Raw genomic sequence first — 18,497 nt, 5'->3', positions numbered from 1 at the left:
TCTTTGCCACAAGCCTGTAACACACTGGTATGTCGAATACGGATACAGCAAGCGGCGACCCGGAGAAGACGAACATCAACATCCGCCTGACAGAGATGTTCCTCGAAGACATCGACGCGACGTGGCAGGACGAAGGCTACAACAGCCGTAGTGAGTTCATCCGAGAGGCACTGCGCGACGCAGTTCGACATCCGGACCTGACCCGCGAGAGCTGGAAGGAGATCGCTGCCGTCGAGCACGCGCGCCGGACGGGCGAGAGCGAGACGTCCTCCCGCGAGGAAGTCCTCGGCGACGATGCGTGACGATGAGTGGACCTGGCAGTTCCGCAAGCCCGCCAAGCAGACCTACGACGATCTCGACGACCACGCGCAGGACCGGATCACTGACAAACTCGACGAGATCGTGACCGATCAATGGCGAGACCCCGACGACTATCTCGAACCGCTGACCGGCGCACCGTATTCGAAACTGCGCGTCGGTCAATTCCGTCTGGCTGCCGACTGTAATCACGCCGAGCAGATGCTGGACGTCTACAGTATCGAGCATCGGAGTGGTGCGTACGAAGCCGACGACGACTGACAGGGAACCAGCAGCAATCGGCGATAGATTTCGTACCCGCGCTGTGTCGGTCAGCAGTGAAAGCACGACGACAGCGACTCGCGTCTATACACTGGATGAACGCTGGACAAGTTAGGATATCATAAAGAGATAGAGAAAAAACGCGACACCAGCACCGCAGAGATGGGGTTTAGAATAATAAGAAAAATGTTATGCGCCCTGGCGGATTCGAACCTCGGTCGCAGCATAGCTGCTCCCTGCTTCGAATCCGCGGGCGGCACGGTGCCGCCGCTCACGAAGTGTTCGCGGCAGCAAGTGGGCCCTGGCGGATTCGAACCGCGAGGACTCGCTGCCGCTCGTCCTCTGGGCTCCAATCCGCCAGCGACACGATTTGCTGCTCGCGGATTGCTCGCAGCAAAATTGATGGGCCCTGGCGGATTCGAACCACCGACCGCCCGGTTACCCACAATCCCTGACCGCTGTCAGTGATTGGTATGAGCCGGGTGCTCTAACCAGACTAAGCTAAGGGCCCGTGTCCGGGCGTTCTGCGTGGCTCGCCTTTAGCCTGTCGGGATATTGCCCGGTATCGCCCGTCACGACGCGGAGCCGCGACTCGGAGGGTAGTGTCGGGAGAAAAGCGCCACCGCCAGGGTTCGAACCTGGGACAACCTCGTCTCTGCGGTGAACAGGCGTGACCTCCTCACCGTAACAGCGAGGTGCTCTACCAGCTGAGCTACGGCGGCACGTCCGCAGGCATTCCTGAGTAGCCGGAGTTATTTGATAGGGCTTTCGCTTTCGGGTGGCATCGACACGCTTTCACGGGGTCGTCGGATACGGCTCTCCATGACCGAGGAGTTCGACGCCGTCGTCGCGGCCGTCCGCGACCGCGTCACGCCCGACGACGAGGAACGTGAGCGCCTCCGGGCGGTCACCGAGCGCCTCACCGAGCGCACCGAGGCCGCCACCGCCGACCTGCCGGTCGAGACCGACGTGGTACTGGTCGGCTCCACCGCCCGGGGCACCTGGCTGGCCGGCGACCGCGACGTGGACCTGTTCGTCCGCTTCCCCGCCGACCTCGACCGCGAGGATCTCGAAGCGTACGGCCTCCAGGTCGGCCGCGAGGTCCTCCCCGACGGCCGCGAGGAGTACGCCGAACACCCCTACACCGTCGGCGAATTCGAGGGCTTCTCCGTCGACCTGGTTCCCTGCTACGACGTGGCCGACGCCACTGCCATCCAGTCGGCCGTCGACCGCACGCCCTTCCACACCGCCTACCTTGACGAGCGACTGGACGACGACATCGCCGCCGACGTGCGCGTCGCCAAGGCCTTCCTGAAGGGGATCGGCGTCTACGGCGCGGACCTGAAGACTCGCGGGTTCTCGGGCTACCTGACCGAGCTGCTCGTCCTCGAATACGGTGGCTTCCGCCCCTTGCTGGAGGCCGCCGCCGACTGGCACCCGCCGGTCGAAATCGACCCCGCAGACCACGCCGCCGAGCGCGAGACGGCTTCGCCGTCTCGGAACGACGAGGTCGGCACTGCCGACCTCGCTTTCGACGACCCGCTGGTCGTCATCGACCCCACCGATCCCGAGCGTAACGTCGCCGCAGCGCTCTCCGCCGCGAACGTCGCTCGTCTCCAGCACTACGCCCGCGAGTCCCTGGCCGACCCGCGAGAGGACCTGTTCGAGCCCGACGACCCCGACCCACTCGACGCCGAGGCCGTCCACGAAGCCGTCGTCGCCCGCGGGACGACGCCGGTCGCGGTCACGTTCGACGCCCCCAATCTCGTGGACGACCAGCTGTGGCCCCAGCTCCGGAAATCCCGCCGGGGTATCGTCGCCGAACTCGACCGCCGCGGGTTCGACGTGTTCCGGAGCGCCACCTTCGCCGACGACCGGGCCGCCATCTTCCTGGAACTGGCCGTCGCCGACCGCCCGGCCGTCGAGCGCCACGGCGGCCCGCCGGTCCACGTCCGCGACCACGCTCGCGGCTTCTACGAGAAATACGCCCAGATCGGGGACGACTCGTCGGATCCCGCGAGTCCACCCTACGGACCCTTCGTCGCCGACGGCCGCTACGTCGTCGAGCGGGCCCGGGAGTTCACGACCGCTCGGGACTTCCTGGCGAGCGACGCCGTCTTTGAGGTCGCACTCGGGGCACACGTCGAGAGCGCGCTCGAAGCCGACTACGCGGTGCTGGTCGGTGACGATGTCGCGGCGCTCGCCGACGATTTCGGCGTCGAACTCGCTCGCTACTTCTCGCCGAAGCCCTGATCGCGCAGGTCGGCGAACACCTTCGTCGCGCGGTCTTTGACTTCCTCGTCGGGTTCGACCGGTTCACGGCCGTCGAACACCTCGTGGACCATCGTGACGCTTTCCGCGAGCGTGTCGAGGCCGTAGCCACCCTCCAGCACGAACCCGAGGCCGGCGTCGGCCTCGTCGGCGATGTCGCGCATCCGGGTCGTCATGGCGCCGTAGCCCTCCGTCGAGACGCGCATCCGGGAGATGGGGTCGTGGCGGTGGGCATCGAAGCCGGCGCTGACGAGGATCACGTCCGGGTCGAAGGCGACGAACTCCGGGCCGACGAAGTCGTCGATGGCGGCACAGTAGTCGGCGTCGCCACAGCCCGGCAACAGCGGGACGTTCAACGTCGTCCCTTCGCCCTCGCCCTCGCCGGTCTCGTCGATATCGCCACTGCCGGGATAGAGGCCGTCCTCGTGGATGGAGGCGTAGTACACGTCGCCGGTGTCGTAGAAGATGTCGTGGATGCCGTTGCCGTGGTGGACGTCCCAGTCGAGGATCGCGACGCGGTCGGCCTCGCCGTCGTCGATTGCCGCCCGCGCGGCGACGGCGGCGTTGTTGACGAAACAGAAACCCATGGCGTCGGCCTCGACGGCGTGGTGACCGGGCGGGCGGCCGAGTGCGAAGGGTGTATCACGCCCGTCGTCGCCGGCCAGGGCCCGTTCAGCGGCCCACATCGCCTGCCCGGCCGCGGCCAGCGCGGCGTCCCAGGTGGCTTCGACGGCGACCGTGTCGTCGTCCCAGTCGCCGCCGCCGTCCGCACAGAACTCCTTGATGGCGCTGACGTAGCCGGCGTCGTGGACGGCGGTGACGGCCGACTCGGGTGCGTGGTCGGCGGCGACGTACCCGACGCCGTGCTTGCGCGAGAGCGACCGGCGAATCGCCCGGAGGCGGTCGGGGCTCTCCGGGTGGCGGTAGCCGGTCTGGTGGTCGAGGCAATCCTCGTGGTAGCCGAAGTTCATCCGAAGTACTGGGCGAGTTCGAAGTACGCTTCCACATCCTCGGCCTTGACGGTGCGGCGTTCGGCGTGGCGAGCCAGTGCGGTCGCGGCGGCGGCCACGTCATCGGCGAACGACTCCAGCTGGTCGGCCAGCGCGATCCGGGCGTCCATCGACACCCGATAGGAGTCGTCGATGTCGAGCCGTGCGATCCGGTCGATCGGTGCGATGGGGAGTTCGAGCGTGTCCTTGTCCGGCACCGACGAGACGCCGAAATCCGACGCCATCAGTGTCTTTCGCCCATCGGCGGTCGCCCGCTCGGCGGCGTCGACGGCGAGGCGTGCGCCCCGCCGCTGGATCCGCCGCGCCAGTTCCTCGGCCGCCTCGGCGCTGACCCGAAGCGTCCCTGCGTTCCGTCGAATGACCGTGTCGACCGGCGCGAACGGGAGCTCGACGCTCATACGCCATACCGGGACTGTCGCAGTCTTAAGGCTTTCCGTGAGTCAGCTCGCGCCCGCTCAGCCCCTAGAACACGTCCTCGGCGTCCAACCGTCCGTCAGACAGGCGACCACGCGCCGTCACTTCCTGTCCGAGCTGGAGGGTCGCACCCGTCTCGACGCTCATCGTCTCCTCGCCGTCGTCGAGCACGACCGGCTCGCCCGTCTGGACGACGGTGCCGGTGAACTCGACGACCTCGCCGTCCTCGCTGTCCGCGCTCGCCCCTGCCTCCGTTTCCACTGCGGCCGTCGCCGTCCCGCCGTCGCTCTCGGCCGGCTCGCCGTCGGCGAAGGCGTCCAGCCCCGTTTCGGCGGCGTCCTGGTCGGCCGCGGCACCGCCACCCGTACCGCCCGCGGGCTGGGTCGTCGCCCCGTCTTCGAGGACGACGACCGTCGACCGCCAGTTCGCGGAGGCTTCGAGGTCGTCCTGCCAGCCGTCGTCGATCTCCACGTCCGCGAAGTAGACTTCGTCACCGGGCTGGATCTCCTTGTCCGCCTTGTCACCCCACAGTGCGACGCGGATGTCGCCGGTCTCGTCCTGGACCCGGACGTTGCGAACCTGCCCCTCCGAACCGTCGTCGCGGTCGAAGGTGCGCTTGGGATCGGCCGACCGGATCACGCCGCCGATGTCGACCGTCTGGCCGATCTCGATCCCGTCGATGGGTGCGGTCTCGGGCGTGAACTCGACGGTCTCCTCGACTGCCTCGACCGCACCGCGATCCCCGACGTGGAGCTCGAGGTCGCCGTCGCGTTCGCGGACGTAGCCGTCGACCACTTCCACGGCCGTCCCCGCCGACAGCGCCTCGGCGCGGTCGGCCCGCTCGTCCCACAGCGTCACGCGGACGCGGCCGGTCTCGTCGCCGATCGAGAGGTTCGCGACCCGTCCTTCCGAGCCGTCGTCGCGGTCGAAGGTGCGGACCGACTCCGTGTCGAGGACGAGGCCGCGGACGTTCACGTCCGACTGGCCCAGCGTCAACCCCTCGATGCTCGTCGTCCCGCCCGGTTGCACGTCGATCTCCTCCTCCTCGTCGGGTTCGGCCTTGTCCACGCTGACTTCGAGGCCGTTGTAGCCGTCCTTGGGTCGGCCCTTGATCCGGAGCACGTCGCCCACGTCGAGCTGGCCCTCGTCGATGGAGACGGCCTGCTCGTCCCAGAAGGAGAGCGCGACCGACCCGGTCTCGTCCGCGACTTCGACGTTGATGACGCGGCCGTCCTCGTCCTCGCCGTCGCGCTCGAAGGTCCGGAGGTCGCCGACGGCCATCACCTTCGCGATGAACTTCACCTCGTCCATCCCGGGTTCGATGTCCGCGATCCCGTTGACCTCCCCGTCTTTGAGTTCGTGGGCGATGAGCATGGCCGCGGTCTCCTCGTCCGCGAGGCCCCCCATCTGCTCGATCTTCTGCTCGACGGCCTCCCGGAACTCCTCCTCGGAGACCTCGTCGGTCTCCAGATCCGCGTAGATATCTGCTATCGCGCCCATCTGTCTGTCCCAGTGCAGGGCTGGACTCCGTTTAAGCGTTGTCGTCGCTCCCTCGACCCGACGCTGTCGGGTGACTTAGGCTGTCGTCCGGTCCTCGCGTCGCCGTCCATACCGGGACCTGCCTCGTTCTCGGACTTAAGACTACGTCGGGCGTCAGGTCGTTACTCCGTCGTGGTGGTCGGCCGGGCTGGGGCCGACGCGCTCGAACTGCCGTAGGCCGCGCTCGCGACGCCCTCCCCGTCGTGCGTGACCGTCACGTCCGACGGGAGTTCGCCGTCGAACTCGAAGGTCCCCTCGTAGTCGATGCCGACGAGTGCCATCGTCCCGGCCTCACAGTCCTCGATCTGAGTGGTCTCGACGCCCACCGTGAGTTTCCCCGCCGACTCGTCGTAGTCGAGCGACCCGAGGGTGGCCCGCTTGCAACCGTCGCTCCCGCTGATCGTCCCGTCGACGACCACCTCACCGGCCTCGGTGCCGAACCGGATGTCGGCCACGTCACGCTCTTCGCTGGTCTCCGGACTCTGCGAGCTAAAGGAGTACGGGACACCGTCCATGCGGCCGCCACTCCCCCAGGCCTGATCGCTCACACCGCTGGTGCCGTCGCCCTCGGGTTCCGGCGTGTCGGTCTCGGGCGTCTCGGCGTCGGGTGATTCGGTCTCGGTCACGCGGTCCGTCCCCTCGGGCTGGCTCCCGGGGCCGCCGTCGCCCGGACTCGTCTTCGTGTCGCCGCTCCCGTCGCGGTCGCCGGGTTCCTGCGTACAGCCGGCCAGGCCCAGTGCGGTTGCGGATGCGGTCGCTGCGAGAAATCTGCGTCGTTGCATACCTGTCCCGTCACCCCCTACAAAAAAGGCGATTGCGGAGACTCAAACGCGTCTTTGTGTCACCGGCTGATGATCGTCCACTCGCCGCTCTCGTCGACCTTGACGACGGCGTCGAACAGTCCGCGGATCGTCGCCAGCGTCTGTTCGTCGTGGGCCTGGGGGTCGAGGTGGTAGTGCCCGACGGTACCGGCGGAACTCACGCGCCCCGTGACGACGTGGAGAAACTGGAACGCGCGCTGTAACTCGACGAACTGCAGGAGGGCCGTCAGCGAGTCGAAACAGAGTCGCTGGCGTCTCGATTCTGCGTCGGTCGTAAGATACTCGCTGAGCGTGACACCCAGCGCGGTCAGATCACCGGCGTGTTCGACGGCCTCCAGCGTCCACTCACTCGTCCCAGTCCCGACCTCGACACCCCAGTCACCGACGCTGATAACCGTCCCGTCTGCCGGCGGCGCGCCGGTCTCTCGCTCGTAGTCGGCGGCCCACCGCCCCGGTGACTGCGTGTACGTCACCCCGAGTACCGACATCGCCGACGGGTCGTCACCGCCCAGCAGGTCGACACAGACACCGCCCGCGCCGTCCGGGAACGACGGCGCTAACACCAGGATGTTCGTGGCGTCGGTCAGCCGTTCCGCGACCGACGCCGCCTCCCGTCCCGCGACCTGTTTGGCCATACCACAATCCCAACTCCCGTTCGCATAAGAATGCGGATTTCGACAAGAAATGCACCTTCTTCCGGCCACTGAGCGAACGCGACCTGCAACCATTCGGAAGGCGACCGAACCGTAACCCCTTTATCTGGCACCCCGCTACCAATGGATGAGTCCTGATAGGGTAGTGGACTATCCTCTTGGCTTGCGGAGCCAGGGACCGGAGTTCAAATCTCCGTCAGGACGTTCAAATTCCTCCGCCTTACGGCGGTTTTCTCTGTCTCCGACGAACGGAGACACACAATGACGAAAGCCAAGAAAACAGGTTCGGGTGAATCGTCCCCGCGCCGTCACGGGATTACAGTCATCACTGAGCCAACGGAAGAAGAGCTTGCAGAACGCCAGATTTCGGACTATCGCGGTCATCGAGAGAAATTCATCAAGTGGGTACTCAACCTCGGGAAAGACCCAGAGCGCGGCGAGGGATATGCCGAAGCGACAGCAGACATCCGTTGTGCGAGGGTCGATAAGTTCTACCGATGGGTGTGGGAACAAGAAGATGGGTACACCACGCGCGTCTCGCACGAGCACGCAGACACGTACATGCGTGAACTGGCCTACAGTGACGCCTCACAGGACACGAAAGCGAATATGATGAAGGCGCTAAAGACCCTGTTCCGATGGCGCGCGTGGGAGTTTGATGAAGACGAGTGGGACCCAGAACTCACTTTCTCGAACGACACCAGTACGACGAACCCGCGCGACTACCTTTCTGTTGAGGAGCGCCAGCAGGTTCGAGAAGCAGTCTTGGAGTACGGGTCGGTTCCTTCGTACAACTCGCTTTCACCAGAGGAACGAGACGAGTGGAAGGAATATCTCGCACAACGATTCGTGAAACCGAAGGCCGAAGTTGGCCCCAACGATTTCGACCGTGCGAACTCGTGGAAGTTCCCTTCGCTCATCTGGACCGCACTCGACACTGGCCTCCGCCCTATCGAGGTAGAACGTGCCACAACCGAGTGGGTCGATGCACAGAACCGAGTTCTCCGCATCCCGAAAGAGGAGAGTTCGAAAAACGTCGACAACTGGACAGTGAGCCTAACAGATAGGACCGCAGAAGCGTTGTCTCGCTGGTTGGACGAGAGGGAACAGTACGAGATGTACGAAGACACGGACACTCTCTGGCTCACTCGACAGGCGAACCCCTACGGAAGTCACGCACTGAATCACGTCCTCAGACGAGTGTGCGAACAGGCGGGGATTGACACCGAGAATCGAGACATAAGCTGGTACTCGATTCGTCACAGTGTCGGGACGTTTATGGCCCGCGAAGAGGGATTGGCGGCGGCTCAGGCCCAGCTCCGCCATCGCTCTTCAAAGACAACGCTCCGCTATGACCACGCCCCGCCAGACGACAGGCGGGATGCTCTAAACCGGATGGGTTAGGGAATACCGGTGGGGGTCTCAACAGTCACGACTCTCCTCACGGTATGTACTTCCACCCCTCATCTACTCTCTTGCCACGGGTTTAGTTGGGAGAGACCCGTGACACCTGTGACAACCCCCACCGGTACTCAGAAGGCGACCACCAGCCGATTAGCCGAACAGTTCTTCGATGTCACCCTCCAGTCCTTCCGTAGCGGAGGCGTCTGGTCTCTCACCCGACCACTGGAAGCCTGTGTAGACACGCTCTCGCTCTCCGTCGAAGCGCCGCTGTTTGACCGAGGCTCCTTTCCCTTTCAGTTCGGAGGTGAACTTGTGCTTCGTGACCACCTCCATACCCTCAGCCTTGGCGAACTTCTTGTAGGCATCATACGCCGTGTCTTTCCGAACGAACTCGCTCGGCGCACGTTCGAGATGCTGACTGACGAACTGCTCGACGGAGTTGCCGTACTGCTCCCACAGCCGACGATTCTCCATCGGGCGAGGTTCGTTCGTGAACTGCCCCTGTCGTTCGAGTCGCTGGTAGCCTTCGACCGCCCAGTTTAGCACACCCGCGAGTTCCTCCTCGCTCGTCAGCTTCTCGGTCAGACGTGGGTTTTGCTCGTCACGGGGGATGGTCTCAGGGAAGACCACCGTGAGCCACCTGTTCCAGAAGCCGCTATCCTCCTTTGTCCGTGCTGGCGGCTGGTTGGCCGAGAAGATGTGCTTCGTTCTCGGCTGGAAGAAGAATGGGTCTTCGTGCTTCCGTTCAGCGCGAACTCGGTCACCTGCCGTGAGTTCCTTTATTTTGCCAGCGTTCTCGATGGCCGACGAGTCGAGGTCGTGACGGATGTTGGCTATCTTCCCTACGAGGTCAGCCTCTCCCCATCGGTTGTTGGCGAGGTACTGCACCGAGTGGCTGGTGGTACTCTCGGTTCCGAACAGAGCTTCGAGCACGTCGAGGAACACGCTTTTCCCTGCGTCGGTTGGACCGAGTAGAAGGAGCGCCTTCTTGTGGTGCATCCGTGGCTGGAGGCAGTATCCGACGAACTCCTGTAGCATCGGAATCTTGTCATCGGGGCAGACCTCTTCGAGGAAGCTCTTGAACTGCGGGCAGTCTGCGTCGGGGTCGTACTCGACGGGAAGGCGAGACCGGAAGTTGTAGTTCGGGTGGAAGTCCGACAGCTCTCCTGTCTCGATGTCGAGGACACCGTTGGCGACACAGACCTGCGACCCGCTCTGACCGAACTCCCCTCGGTCGATGTAACTCCCCGACGAGAGGCGGGCGAGGATTTCCCGCACCTCGTGTTTGGAGTAGTGGCTTTGTAGCATCTCCTCTAACCGCTGTTTCACGACCTTCTCGGCATCGTTCTCGTACACCCCTTTCTCGTCGTCGTAGGAGTACATCTGCTCGCTGTCCTTCACCGTGATGAAGTCGTACTCTTCGCGGAGGAGCCTGACTGCGAAGTCACGAGCGTACTTCTTTTCACCATCCTCGCTGTACCATCCACGCACTTCTCGCCACTTGTCATCGGGTGTAGCGAGCCTGACTGTCCACTCATCGGGGTCATCTAAGAAGTCGCTGAAGGCGTTGGAATACTCACTGTCCAACCCCTGAAGTATCTCCAGAGACTCGTCAGAGTTCAGCGATTGCTTCTCGAATATCTCTTTCACCTCAGCGGCATCTTGTTCACCGACATCCCAGACAGTGATGGTCTTCTCCGCTTCCGAAATCCACCGCTCCTGCGATTCGATGAGTGCCTCTACGATGCTCGTCGGAGAGGAGTAGTCGCTCTCGTCCGATGGTGCGGGTAAGTCGTAGCCCGCTTCTCGACCCGCTTCGAAGATTTTGGCCCACTCCTTGTCGGTGAGGTTTCGGTTTAGGTCTCCGCAGTCGATGACCCCTTGCTCTATCCCGATGAGATGGAGTGCAGACCCGTTCACCCCGTGACGATAGCAGTGCCACACCTCGCCGCCCTCGAAGACCTGAAAGTTCCCTCCAGTGCTGGAATCGTGGAATGGATGGCTGACACGCTTGTTTTCGGGGTACGAGGCACGGCTGAGCACGTCATATACGTCGATGGCGATGTCCACCTCGTACTCCCCAGATTCGCCCTGCGACTCTTGCGACGGCGGCTCAGGCACCTCTAACTCGGCGTGGCCCTCCAACCACTGCTCGAAGTTCGAGGGAGTGGAAACTCTCGTTGGAGTGTCCGAGAAGTGGTCGTCCGTGACGGTGATATACTGCCCCGAATCGTAGACCTCGATGTGGTCTGTATCGACCCACCAGTCTGGCTCAGTCACGTCCTTCAGCCAGACGTGTACCCCTGTACCAGAAGGCGAAACTTCAGCGTAGGCGTCCCACCGGTCGATAGCTTCGAGAACCCAGTCCTCGGTCTCGCCCGAATCAGGGTCTCGCACGTCATCGAAGTCGACAGCGAGGTACGGGTCATCTTCGGTGAGGACGAAGCCGAGACCGACCCCTTTCCGTTGCTGACAGGACTTATACGCCTCATCGAAACTGCCCCACGTCGATGGGTCACTGGTTTTGGCGGGCTCTCCGCTCCCGTCAGGAACTCGCGGCATCTTCCGCTTGCGTCCATCGGTTTCAACCTCCTCCCAACAGAGCCACTGGCCCTCGTTGACTAACTGCGTGGGAATGGAGTGGTCTTGCGGCGCTTCACCGGACGATACTTGCGTACTCATCGCCCGACCCTCCGCGACGGCGTGCGGTTGTTCTGATACTGATTCGGCTCGCTCTGCGTGTAGGTTTGGAAGTTCATCGTTGGATTGCTGTGGATTCTGGTGGTTTCAGTGGAATCCGCGTTTGGTGTGTCGAGACGGGTGACTGTCGACTGATTCGAGTGTCTCTGCGAGCGACGTACCTGCCGCTCTTCGTAAGGGTAATCTTCTGTCATCGTTCTTACGCGCCTTGCTTGTTTTCGGTGAGGCGCGTCTACAACAACGGGAGATTAGACCATAAAGGTACCGCTACTGACTACTTCTTTGATACCATTTTTGGCCCTCTCTCCGTGCCACGGTTAGCAAAAGGTGAAATCTTCTTGATGCCCATAGAACCAACTCAGAGCTCTTCTGTAGCAGTTTCAGGAAATATCAGACTTCGGTAATTTACGAGTAATCTCGTTGCTCTTTCTGCTCCCGTTCAAGCGTTACTACCAGAATTATGACTATTAGTTTTGGTCAATCAGCCTCCGCTTGTGTCTGAAGCTCGTTCATAACTGAGCCGATGATTTTCTCCCTTTCTGGTTCTTTGTCGAACTCATCTCGATTCCGCTCGATGTTCGCTCGGATGACCTCTCGATTTGGTTTTCCCAGCTGCTCCACGTATTTCTCAACGAACTCGCGCTCGTCATCACTGGATTTAGCAGATGATATTGGCTCTATACCTGAGACAGCGCAGAAACGGTATAACAGAAGAGGAATGCGTATTCCGTCTTGTTGTGATTTTTATTGGCGATACTGGCGGAAAAAGTCTTTTATTCTACATAGGTCAGTAGCTATATAATGCAACGTCGCAAGTATCTCGCGACAATCTCGGCAACTGTGAGCGGATTAGCACTGGCTGGCTGTTCGAGCGACAGTGACGATGGAGGTAGTGGAAGTGATGGAGGTAATGGCGGTGGTGACAGCACTCCTACTCCTACTCCTACGTCAACGCCAGACCCTGTATCACAACTGGACGTGTCAGGATTTGCCACTGGTAATGAATCCACGGAGGATTTGGTATCTCAAGTCGAAGTTACAAATCCCACTGCCCAGTCTGTTACGGCTGACTTCTCTGCCAGATGGGGCTTGGAGGAAAATAAGGGAGAGATTTCTTCTGATTCAGAAGAAAAAACAATCGAAGCAGATTCGTCTCAGGAGTTCCAACTTACTATGATAAATGCTGACGATTTCTCTCCTGGTGAGTTCATCGGCTTGTATTACCTCGGATTCCAGATGGAAATATTGGTGAACGGAGAATCTCGCTCAAATACTTGTCCCGATACAGAATTTTCCAATCCTAATGAACAAGGCTGTGAATATCCCTTCGGTATCTATCAAACGCACGTAGAAGTGGAATATAGTGGAGACTGGAGTGGTGCGGCTGGTGGTGGTGGTAACACAAGGACTGTGAGTAGGCAAAGCAGTGTTGTGTCTGAAACAACAGATGTATCTTATGTTAATGTTTCTGACGATGCTTCAATAATATCAGCAAACGCACAGAAGCAAGACGATAGCTCGGAGGAACTTACAATACGTATAGTTCATCGGGATGAAGTTGTAGCTGAACAGAGTACCTCGTCAGCTTACGGTGTGGCACAAGTTAGTGAAAATCTGTAGACACATCGTTCCACCCCTCACCCGACTCGCGCCTGTATCGCTTCGACCAGTACATCCACACGAGCAATCCCACCAAGTTCGTTGATGTTCTCCTCGATGGCGGCGGCAATTACATCCCTATCAGCAGGTAAGCCAGCTTCGACATACTCGGTGATAAACTGCTCTTCAGTATCGCTGAGCGACCTATCCTGTGGCGATTGTTGAACACCACAGCCCTTTTTCTCAGATACCTCTTCATCGTACCCCCGACCTTCCTTCATCTCGTCAGCAATCTTGCGGAAGTCTCCGAACGTCCCCCATCGAGAGATGCCACTGGTATCACTGTCTCCATCAAGACCGAGCCGCAGGTGCGCCAGCCAGTACTCGACCCAGTTGGGACATTCCTCGGCATCAGCGCGTGCCCACTCCTCGGCGGATGCATCACGCTCCCGTAAGGCGTTTCGCGCTCGCAGAAGTGGGAGGTTGGCCGCCACTTCGCCACTGGCGGCAGTAGTGGCCCCGCGCTCTGCATCAAGGTCGCCGCGCTTCACCGAGTCACTCGGCTCAATCTCCGCCGAGGTGTGGTGTTGCACCTGTATCATTCGGTCGAGCGGATTCAATTCCTCGGTCGCCCCGTCAACCTCCGTCAAGAACGTCTCCCGCAACTCCTCGAAGGCTTCGCGGTCGTGCCACCCTTCGACCCAGTAGACGGCGTGCCCGTGTGTGAACGTAGGGGTTGGTGCATTCGCGGGGTTCTCAGGGGCGAGGAGCCGACAGCCTGCCCACTGCTCAGTCTCTATATCTCGGTTGAAAATTTCCCACCGTGGTTGGGAGAGGGTGGACGGGTAGAACTTGCTCGCGTGTTCTGCAATCGTCTCGCTCGGCCCCTTCTCGGCGCAGTAGGTGACGATGACCGTGGTGAATTGCTTGTACTCCTCGATGAAGTGCCGCCCGACATCTTTCGCCTGACCGCTTCTCTTACGGGCCGTATGAAGCGAGTGGGCGTGTTGCACCTTGTATTGATGTGTTCCATCCTCGTACTCGGTGCATCGCTTCTCACGCTGTTGTGCGAGCCACTGGCGGAGTTCCTGTACTTCGGGGATTGTTGAGAAAGTCGCCTGTGGTGTTCTATAAGTTCGCCACAGTTCTCCGAATACGTCGCCCTGCGGCGGAACAGGAATCGTCGCACTGTCGTCAGTAGGCAGACCTTCGTGTTCGAGGAGAGCATACACTTCGCTCTCGGTGTATCCGTTTGCTTCGCCTTGAGTGACAACCTCCGTTATCGGCAGGGAGTCACCAACACGTAGTCCCAGATACTTGCCCGCTTCTACTACGAGCCGATGGAGCCGCTCATCATCGGGAATCTGCGGCGCTGCTGACTGTAGATTCGACTGTTGAGTTGCTGCACTTGCACTCATCGTATCCCCACCGATGCGCTACAATCCGCCGCTCTCGTTGCAGGGGGCGAGATTCTGCGGCCCGAAGCCTTCAACGAGGTACTTACTCATTAGATTCACCATCAGGGAGTTCCTCTAACTTCTCGGCAGCGAGCAGACTGATATACCCGCCATCGGTGACACGACTCGGAGATGCGAAACGGGGGTCACGCCGCTTAGCTTCCTTGAGGAGTTCCTTTTCACGCTGTTCGACCGTGACGTATGACTTTTGAGTTGACATAATTGACAGAACGGCAACGATAACCAAAGGATGCGGAGACAATTGCTCCAGACAACACTATTATTTTCTTATCCGATACTATTATACAATAGCAAACGCAGCTACTTAAAGCTTTCGGTCATTGAGCTAATCCTCCTGCGGTATCTCGAACGAAAACTGATGACAAATCAGTTGCCAGATGTCGAGTTTCGCTGGAAGAGGTGGGTGAGAGTGCCCGAAACCGGTTCGTGAGCGTTCATCGAGGTTTCTCCTATATATGCTCTTACAGGAGATTCTAAAGGCGTTACCAGCCTAAGCCTGCCGTAAATCGCTGAATATCGGTTGGGTGTTGATACAGGAGTCACGACTTTTTCGACACAATCACACCCCCACGTCTACCTATCTGTACCCTGATTCACTATCCAGAAAGCCGTGACACTCGTGATACACCCACCGGTATTCAGCTACGTTGCGAAGGGGCTGCATCAACTCGACCGCATTTTGAACCAGAACTCAACTCAGGAATAACCGGCTCTCTCGGCTTAGGATTTTGACCCCTTACGTGTGGGTTGTTAGCAAGTGCATTTACTCTACCCCAGTAGCTCGTAGGTCCGCTCCTACTGAGGCCCGTAATATTTGGCTTTTCAGCCGCTTTCGCTTAAAAATATAAAATCTTACACTAAATCACAATTACTCATCGACTTCTACAAGCGTCCAGACTTGCGATGCGGCGATTTTTTTGCGCTTGACCTTTCCATCATCAGCCAGTTTCTTGAGCCTCATATCGGCGTTACGACGTGTACAACCAACTTCATCAGCCACCTCCGACGTTGATGCAGGACTGTGTTTCTCGACTGCATCGAGGAAGTCCTCATCTGTATATTCCTGCCTGAATGTGCCTGAGTCTTCGTCTCTTGCCATACCTGCATCATCGGGCCAGTGGCTTATAACCATTTCCCGACAAAGGAAATGGGAAAGACTTTTACCGCTTCTGACTGTAGGAAATGGTGAGAAGGTCACTGTCCCGATGGGGCATTACGCTCGAAGAATGCCCGCGTGCTGGAACACGCGGACGGTGGCCTTCTCGTTGCAGGTGACAAGGCCAATGCAAGCTAAGAACGACAGCGGACAAGAACTTGGCGAAGAGCATATCGAACGACTGCGGGAACTTCCCGGTTTCCGTCTCGATGCAGGGATGCCGTGTCTCTGCTCCATCGAGGCTATCACCACGAGCAAGCGACGGGGCTACTCCGATTCGCTCATCTTCACCCACCGATGTAGCGAGTGCGGAAACGAGTTCACGACCTTCATCGAGGGCTAACGATGTCGGAATTAGCCCCTTCCGAAGTGGTCGAACTACTGGATGCAGATGTGACGGTCGAAAAGCGCGCATCGTGGGAAGCCTTCGAGTTCACTCTGCTCGGAAATGGTGATGTCGAAGTAGTCAACACCTCGCACGAGGAGCCAGAAGAACACACCTACACGGTTCACGTCGAAGGCGGTATCCCGTCAGATTGCACCTGCCCTGCCTTCGAGTATCAGAACGGAGCCTGCAAGCATATGGTCGCTGTGGCGATTCGTGAGCCAGTTCTCGGAGCGGCGAGTGACGAGCCGAAGATGAAGGCAGACGGTGGTGTGACGGTCGAAGCAGGGGAGAGCGACCACTCCGACGAGCGACCGGACGACTGTGACTGTGGCGAGTGGAATCAGGGCCTTGGTCTAAGTTGTTGGCCCTGCTATCGTGATGGCTTCGAAGAGCCGAACCCGAACGTGGGAGAAGAATGAATTAGTTCGATAGTATCAATAGGCTTCTATATCTTGCAGTTCGTAAGACTCAACATCGTCTGCTGAGGCTGCTAAAGCCTCATAACGCCAACTCTGACCTGCTTCTAAGCCACTTGTGTTAGCGAGTGCATCCGCAATTTTTGCACCCGAGCTGTCGAGGACTGAAAACGTAACTTGGACATAATTATAATCATCACCACTTTCATTTCGGGCTGTTCCCCGTATGTACAACGAACCGATTTGGTCAGCTTCAGCCTCTATGTCATCTTCTAACACGATTCCTGTGGATTCATCGTAATAGTATGCATTAGGATATGACTCTTCATCATTACCCCCTCCACCGTTTCCGTCGGTACTCCCTCCACCGTTTCCGTCGGTACTCCCTCCACCGTTTCCGTCATTCTCACTTTCCTCCTGCGGTCCTGCCGCCGCCCCTATAATAGCCAGTCCACCTATCCCATACCCAGACCCGATGAGAAACTTTCTCCGAGTTGTACTTTCCTCGTTGATGCCTGGAAACTTTTCAAGTAGTCCCATTGTAAGTGCCAAGTACTCACTGTGTTTTAATTCTACCCCTAATTTTCCCAATTATGATAATCTGGGTGGTTTCTCCTGACTCGCAGGGACAAGTGTACTCTGGGTGGGGGTGGCTTCCATCATTCTTAATCGACGTGCAACGAACTGTAGTTCGACAGCCAACCTCTTGACCGTCTTATAGCTACAAAGGCTCTGCGTACAGGGGTGGTCGACTCGCATTGGGCGAGGACGAACAAGGTCTGCGAGCGGTGTCAAACCTCTCGACTGGCAGAACGCCTCAATGTCTCGCACAAGCGCGAAGAAATCGAGACTGACCTCATCGGAGCGTACTACCTCGAAGTTGGGGAAGCGCCGCTCGCGCAGTTTGGGCATACTGAGAACGTTCCTCCGTGACCGCAGACACCTGAATACCGGTTAGGATGTCAGTGGTGTCACGACAGTTTTCAAGCCATATCTGCTTCACAATCGGTATCAAGAGAACTTCTTTCAAAGCAATAGTAAGAAGATCGTGACACTCGGAACATCCTCATTAGTGCGAAAAGTCTAAGCTAATGGGATGAAATAGACAGGGTTATGGACGGAACGCCTGACGATAACTTCTCACTTTCATCAGTGTTCAGTCAATCTTATTTTGTTATACCTGAATATCAGCGGGATTATGCTTGGAATGGGTCTAATGTTGAGGACCTACTTGATGACATTGAGTTCGTATACCAGCAGAATAATGATGAGGACGCTGAAGAGAAGGTAAACCACTACTTTGGTACACTCGTTCTTGAGGAACGAGGGTCAGTTGAGCCAACTGATTTCGAGGATTACGACGTATTCGGAATCGTAGACGGTCAACAAAGATTAGCTACTGTTGCCATCGCTATTGCGGCTATAATCGATGAAATGGCGGATATCGCTTCAAACAATCAAATAAGTGATGATATATCATCTACAATAAATGAAAGAAAATCTGACATTGGAGATAAATATGTTGAATATCAGGATATAGAACGAATCCAGTTAGGTGGGCTTGCGGAAGATGCATACGAATCTGTGATTTTAGGAAACCGAAGTGCGGAAAGTTATCTTCAACAGAATGACCTTGTTGACGCAGAGCGAAAGATTGCTAACGCAAAAAGCACAGTTCGTGACAGGTTGAAAGAATGGAAAAATGAAAGGTTCAAGGAGGGGGACTCAACAGATTATGCCGGATATTACAAGTTCTTAAATAGCATAGTTAAAATATTGACACAAAGATTTGAAGTTAACATCAAAATAGTAGAAGATGTCGATGAAGCTGCCAGAATGTTCAAAGTTATTAATGACAGAGGGAGGGACTTGAGGCTTCACGACAAAGTTAGGAGCCATCTTGTTTATTGCGCTTCTCAATCTGACAGTATGAACTCAGAGAGGCACTGTCTAGTTGAGTGAGTTTGAGAAGCGAGGAGGCTGTAGCGAGAAGTGCCTATGCAACTCGCAGACCTCCTCAGCGAGACGTTGGAAGAGGACAGTCAAGACGTTTGGGAGAACGAGCGCAC

The 18,497-nt window shown here is 58.6% G+C and carries 17 protein-coding genes, 3 tRNA genes and 1 pseudogene; 10 read left to right on the top strand and 11 right to left on the bottom strand.

Going from position 1 to position 18,497, the window contains the following annotated elements; genetic code table 11:
* Positions 1-29 precede the first annotated feature (29 nt).
* The gene (locus tag MU521_RS16700) at positions 30-302 is read left to right on the top strand and encodes a ribbon-helix-helix domain-containing protein (protein ID WP_092694136.1); all 273 of its coding nucleotides are present in this window, start codon (positions 30-32) and stop codon (positions 300-302) included.
* Positions 295-579, top strand: coding sequence for a type II toxin-antitoxin system RelE family toxin (locus MU521_RS16695; RefSeq protein WP_092694138.1), 285 nt, complete (start codon positions 295-297; stop codon positions 577-579). Before MU521_RS16700 ends, MU521_RS16695 begins: the two co-directional genes overlap by 8 nt.
* 403 nt (positions 580-982) lie before the next feature.
* Here MU521_RS16695 and MU521_RS16690 read toward each other — a convergent pair.
* Positions 983-1,090 (bottom strand) — tRNA-Ile (locus tag MU521_RS16690).
* 106 nt (positions 1,091-1,196) lie between these two features.
* Positions 1,197-1,301, bottom strand: a tRNA-Asn gene (locus MU521_RS16685).
* A 100-nt stretch (positions 1,302-1,401) separates the two neighbouring features.
* Here MU521_RS16685 and cca point away from each other — a divergent pair.
* Complete coding sequence (cca, locus tag MU521_RS16680) at positions 1,402-2,832, top strand: CCA tRNA nucleotidyltransferase (RefSeq protein WP_092694140.1); 1,431 nt, start codon at positions 1,402-1,404, stop codon at positions 2,830-2,832.
* Here the strand turns inward: cca and MU521_RS16675 are convergent.
* From MU521_RS16675 to MU521_RS16650, 5 genes are all read right to left on the bottom strand, one after another.
* The gene (locus MU521_RS16675) at positions 2,811-3,821 is read right to left on the bottom strand and encodes a histone deacetylase family protein (protein ID WP_092694142.1); all 1,011 of its coding nucleotides are present in this window, start codon (positions 3,819-3,821) and stop codon (positions 2,811-2,813) included. The two genes, cca and MU521_RS16675, sit on opposite strands and share 22 nt — an antisense overlap.
* Positions 3,818-4,258, bottom strand: a complete 441-nt coding sequence (locus MU521_RS21505) for a histone family protein (protein ID WP_092694144.1) — start codon at positions 4,256-4,258, stop codon at positions 3,818-3,820. The genes MU521_RS16675 and MU521_RS21505 overlap by 4 nt, the downstream gene beginning before the upstream one ends.
* 64 nt (positions 4,259-4,322) lie before the next feature.
* The gene (locus MU521_RS16660; protein WP_092694145.1) at positions 4,323-5,774 is read right to left on the bottom strand and encodes a single-stranded DNA binding protein; all 1,452 of its coding nucleotides are present in this window, start codon (positions 5,772-5,774) and stop codon (positions 4,323-4,325) included.
* Positions 5,775-5,935: 161 nt separating this feature from the next.
* A complete protein-coding gene (locus MU521_RS16655; protein ID WP_092694146.1) occupies positions 5,936-6,595 on the bottom strand; it encodes a hypothetical protein in 660 nt (219 codons plus the stop codon).
* 59 nt (positions 6,596-6,654) lie between these two features.
* Positions 6,655-7,269, bottom strand: a complete 615-nt coding sequence (locus MU521_RS16650; RefSeq protein WP_092694148.1) for a DUF7504 family protein — start codon at positions 7,267-7,269, stop codon at positions 6,655-6,657.
* A gap of 149 nt (positions 7,270-7,418) precedes the next feature.
* Here MU521_RS16650 and MU521_RS16645 point away from each other — a divergent pair.
* Together MU521_RS16645 and MU521_RS16640 are read left to right on the top strand one after the other, a co-directional pair.
* Positions 7,419-7,491: transfer RNA gene (locus MU521_RS16645), tRNA-Arg, on the top strand.
* 57 nt (positions 7,492-7,548) lie between these two features.
* Positions 7,549-8,691 (top strand): tyrosine-type recombinase/integrase, encoded by a 1,143-nt coding sequence (locus MU521_RS16640; RefSeq protein ID WP_092694150.1) that lies wholly within the window; start codon positions 7,549-7,551, stop codon positions 8,689-8,691.
* 150 nt (positions 8,692-8,841) lie between these two features.
* Here the strand turns inward: MU521_RS16640 and MU521_RS16635 are convergent, their stop codons facing one another.
* On the bottom strand, positions 8,842-11,373 hold the full coding sequence (locus MU521_RS16635) for a phage/plasmid primase, P4 family (RefSeq protein WP_092694152.1): 2,532 nt from the start codon (positions 11,371-11,373) through the stop codon (positions 8,842-8,844).
* A gap of 819 nt (positions 11,374-12,192) precedes the next feature.
* On the opposite strand from MU521_RS16635, the gene MU521_RS16630 reads away from it, so the two are divergent.
* Positions 12,193-13,011: a hypothetical protein gene (locus MU521_RS16630; RefSeq protein WP_139171150.1), complete on the top strand. Its 819-nt coding sequence runs from the start codon at positions 12,193-12,195 to the stop codon at positions 13,009-13,011.
* A gap of 17 nt (positions 13,012-13,028) precedes the next feature.
* Here the strand turns inward: MU521_RS16630 and MU521_RS16625 are convergent, their stop codons facing one another.
* Both MU521_RS16625 and MU521_RS16620 read right to left on the bottom strand, forming a co-directional pair.
* Complete coding sequence (locus MU521_RS16625; RefSeq protein WP_139171151.1) at positions 13,029-14,408, bottom strand: hypothetical protein; 1,380 nt, start codon at positions 14,406-14,408, stop codon at positions 13,029-13,031.
* A gap of 928 nt (positions 14,409-15,336) precedes the next feature.
* Entirely contained in the window at positions 15,337-15,567 is a 231-nt protein-coding gene (locus MU521_RS16620; protein WP_092694156.1) for a FaeA/PapI family transcriptional regulator, read from the bottom strand.
* Positions 15,568-15,751: 184 nt separating this feature from the next.
* Between MU521_RS16620 and MU521_RS16615 the strand changes: the two genes are divergently transcribed.
* Positions 15,752-15,967 (top strand): hypothetical protein, encoded by a 216-nt coding sequence (locus tag MU521_RS16615; protein WP_092694159.1) that lies wholly within the window; start codon positions 15,752-15,754, stop codon positions 15,965-15,967.
* A 2-nt stretch (positions 15,968-15,969) separates the two neighbouring features.
* A complete protein-coding gene (locus tag MU521_RS16610) occupies positions 15,970-16,431 on the top strand; it encodes an SWIM zinc finger family protein (protein WP_092694161.1) in 462 nt (153 codons plus the stop codon).
* Positions 16,432-16,446: 15 nt separating this feature from the next.
* On the opposite strand, the gene MU521_RS16605 is transcribed toward MU521_RS16610, so the two are convergent.
* A complete protein-coding gene (locus MU521_RS16605) occupies positions 16,447-16,968 on the bottom strand; it encodes an FxLYD domain-containing protein (RefSeq protein ID WP_092694163.1) in 522 nt (173 codons plus the stop codon).
* Positions 16,969-17,541: 573 nt separating this feature from the next.
* On the opposite strand from MU521_RS16605, the gene MU521_RS16600 reads away from it, so the two are divergent.
* Both MU521_RS16600 and MU521_RS16595 read left to right on the top strand, forming a co-directional pair.
* Entirely contained in the window at positions 17,542-18,390 is an 849-nt protein-coding gene (locus MU521_RS16600) for a DUF262 domain-containing protein (protein ID WP_092694167.1), read from the top strand.
* A 36-nt stretch (positions 18,391-18,426) separates the two neighbouring features.
* Positions 18,427-18,497 (top strand): annotated as a pseudogene (locus MU521_RS16595) (IS6 family transposase); the annotation flags it as partial.

This window comes from Halorientalis regularis, from assembly GCF_023698535.1.
Classification (GTDB): domain Archaea; phylum Halobacteriota; class Halobacteria; order Halobacteriales; family Haloarculaceae; genus Halorientalis; species Halorientalis regularis.
This window is presented reverse-complemented; position numbering and strand designations above follow the sequence as displayed.

Bases quoted from the DNA above. Each gene is read 5' to 3' on its own strand.
- MU521_RS16635 (WP_092694152.1), bottom strand. From the start codon at position 11,373: ATGAGTACGCAAGTATCGTCCGGTGAAGCGCCGCAAGACCACTCCATT.
- MU521_RS16610 (WP_092694161.1), top strand. From the start codon at position 15,970: ATGTCGGAATTAGCCCCTTCCGAAGTGGTCGAACTACTGGATGCAGAT.
- MU521_RS16695 (WP_092694138.1), top strand. From the start codon at position 295: ATGCGTGACGATGAGTGGACCTGGCAGTTCCGCAAGCCCGCCAAGCAG.
- MU521_RS16615 (WP_092694159.1), top strand. From the start codon at position 15,752: ATGCAAGCTAAGAACGACAGCGGACAAGAACTTGGCGAAGAGCATATC.
- MU521_RS16650 (WP_092694148.1), bottom strand. From the start codon at position 7,269: ATGGCCAAACAGGTCGCGGGACGGGAGGCGGCGTCGGTCGCGGAACGG.
- MU521_RS16630 (WP_139171150.1), top strand. From the start codon at position 12,193: ATGCAACGTCGCAAGTATCTCGCGACAATCTCGGCAACTGTGAGCGGA.
- MU521_RS16600 (WP_092694167.1), top strand. From the start codon at position 17,542: ATGGACGGAACGCCTGACGATAACTTCTCACTTTCATCAGTGTTCAGT.
- MU521_RS16620 (WP_092694156.1), bottom strand. From the start codon at position 15,567: ATGGCAAGAGACGAAGACTCAGGCACATTCAGGCAGGAATATACAGAT.
- MU521_RS16625 (WP_139171151.1), bottom strand. From the start codon at position 14,408: ATGAGTGCAAGTGCAGCAACTCAACAGTCGAATCTACAGTCAGCAGCG.
- MU521_RS16660 (WP_092694145.1), bottom strand. From the start codon at position 5,774: ATGGGCGCGATAGCAGATATCTACGCGGATCTGGAGACCGACGAGGTC.
- MU521_RS16700 (WP_092694136.1), top strand. From the start codon at position 30: ATGTCGAATACGGATACAGCAAGCGGCGACCCGGAGAAGACGAACATC.
- MU521_RS16605 (WP_092694163.1), bottom strand. From the start codon at position 16,968: ATGGGACTACTTGAAAAGTTTCCAGGCATCAACGAGGAAAGTACAACT.
- cca (WP_092694140.1), top strand. From the start codon at position 1,402: ATGACCGAGGAGTTCGACGCCGTCGTCGCGGCCGTCCGCGACCGCGTC.
- MU521_RS21505 (WP_092694144.1), bottom strand. From the start codon at position 4,258: ATGAGCGTCGAGCTCCCGTTCGCGCCGGTCGACACGGTCATTCGACGG.
- MU521_RS16640 (WP_092694150.1), top strand. From the start codon at position 7,549: ATGACGAAAGCCAAGAAAACAGGTTCGGGTGAATCGTCCCCGCGCCGT.
- MU521_RS16675 (WP_092694142.1), bottom strand. From the start codon at position 3,821: ATGAACTTCGGCTACCACGAGGATTGCCTCGACCACCAGACCGGCTAC.
- MU521_RS16655 (WP_092694146.1), bottom strand. From the start codon at position 6,595: ATGCAACGACGCAGATTTCTCGCAGCGACCGCATCCGCAACCGCACTG.